Below are 1,509 nucleotides of genomic sequence, written 5' to 3'. Positions count from 1 at the left end.
TTTGTGCTGATGTTTTGCGGTTCGTGGTGGCTGCATGCTGGCTAGCATGAGCGAGATCGATCCACGCGCGGAGATGCCGCTGGTGGACTGGAGCGAGCTGGGCGTGAGCGGTCTGTTGCCGACGGGCACCGTGACGTTGCTGTTGGCTGACGTGGAAGGCTCCACGCGGCTATGGGAGACCCAGCCCGAGGAGATGACGGCCGCAATCGCGCGGCTCAACCACGTCGTGTCCGATGTCATCACTGCCCACGACGGCGTGCGCCCCGTCGAACAGGGTGAGGGCGATAGCTTCGTGGCGGCGTTCGCCTGGGCCTCGGATGCGGTGGCGACCGCATTGGAGTTGCAGCGTGCTCCGTTGGCCCCGATCCGGTTGCGCATCGGGGTGCATACCGGCGAAATCCAGCTGCGCGATGAAGGCAACTACGCCGGCCCGACGATCAACCGCACCGCGCGGCTGCGCGACCTGGGGCACGGCGGCCAAACGCTGCTGTCAGGGACCACCGAGAGCTTGGTGGCCGAGCGGCTGCCCGCCGATACCTGGCTGTCCGATCTGGGCATCCATGCGTTGCGTGATCTGCCCCGCCCCGAGCGGGTAGTGCAGCTGTGCCATCCCGACCTGGTCAACGAGTTCCCGCCGCTGCGAGTGTCTAAAGCCGTTGTTTCCCACCATCTTCCGGTGCAGCTGACCAGTTTCGTGGGCCGCGACACGGAGCTGACCCAGCTGCGGGAGCTGCTCGCCCACAACCGACTGGTGACCGTGAGCGGCGCCGGTGGAGCGGGTAAAACCCGGCTGGCAATACAGCTCGCGGCACAGCTGACCGGCGAGTTCGGCGACGGCGTGTGGTATGTGGACCTGGCGCCCATCACCGACCCCAACCTTGTGCCGGTGACGGTAGCGCGTGCACTCGGGCTGCCCGACCAACCGGGCCGCTCCACCATGGACACCCTGCTGCAGTTTGTTCGCGACCGTCAGCTGCTGGTGGTGCTGGACAACTGCGAACACCTGCTGGATGCCAGCGCCGATCTGGTCGTCGCCCTCCTGAGCGCCGCGCCGGGGCTGACCATGCTGGCAACCAGCCGTGAGGCGATCGGGGTGGCCGGTGAGGTGAGCTGGCGGGTGCCGTCGCTGTCGCTGGCCGACGAAGCGATCGAGTTGTTCACCGACCGGGCCCGCCATGCCCGGCCCGGCTTCGCCGTCACCGACGACAACGCTGCGACGGTGGGCGAGATCTGCGCGCGCCTGGATGGGGTGCCGCTGGCCATCGAGCTGGCGGCGGCGCGGGTGCGCGCGTTGTCGCTGGCCGAGATCCTCGACAGCCTGCATGACCGGTTCAGGTTGTTGACCGGTGGTGCGCGCACCGCGGTGCGCCGCCAGCAGACCCTGCGCGCCTCGGTGGACTGGTCGCACGCCCTGCTGACCGAGCCCGAACGGGTGTTGTTTCGCCGGCTGGCGGTATTTCTGGGTGGCTTCGATCTCGACGCGGCCCAGGCGGTCGCTGGCGGCGGTGA

1 protein-coding gene is annotated in these 1,509 nt (G+C 68.4%); it reads left to right on the top strand.

Annotation, left to right across the window (positions count from 1 at the left end; all coding sequences use genetic code 11):
- Positions 1-34 precede the first annotated feature (34 nt).
- The coding region (locus WAN71_RS21175) for an ATP-binding protein (protein ID WP_422227211.1) at positions 35-1,509 on the top strand (1,475 nt) is incomplete at its 3' end.

The organism is Mycobacterium sp. (assembly GCF_049280035.1).
Classification (GTDB): Bacteria; Actinomycetota; Actinomycetes; order Mycobacteriales; family Mycobacteriaceae; genus Mycobacterium.
Note: the sequence above shows the minus strand (reverse complement) of the source record. Positions and strands in the feature narration are given on the sequence as shown.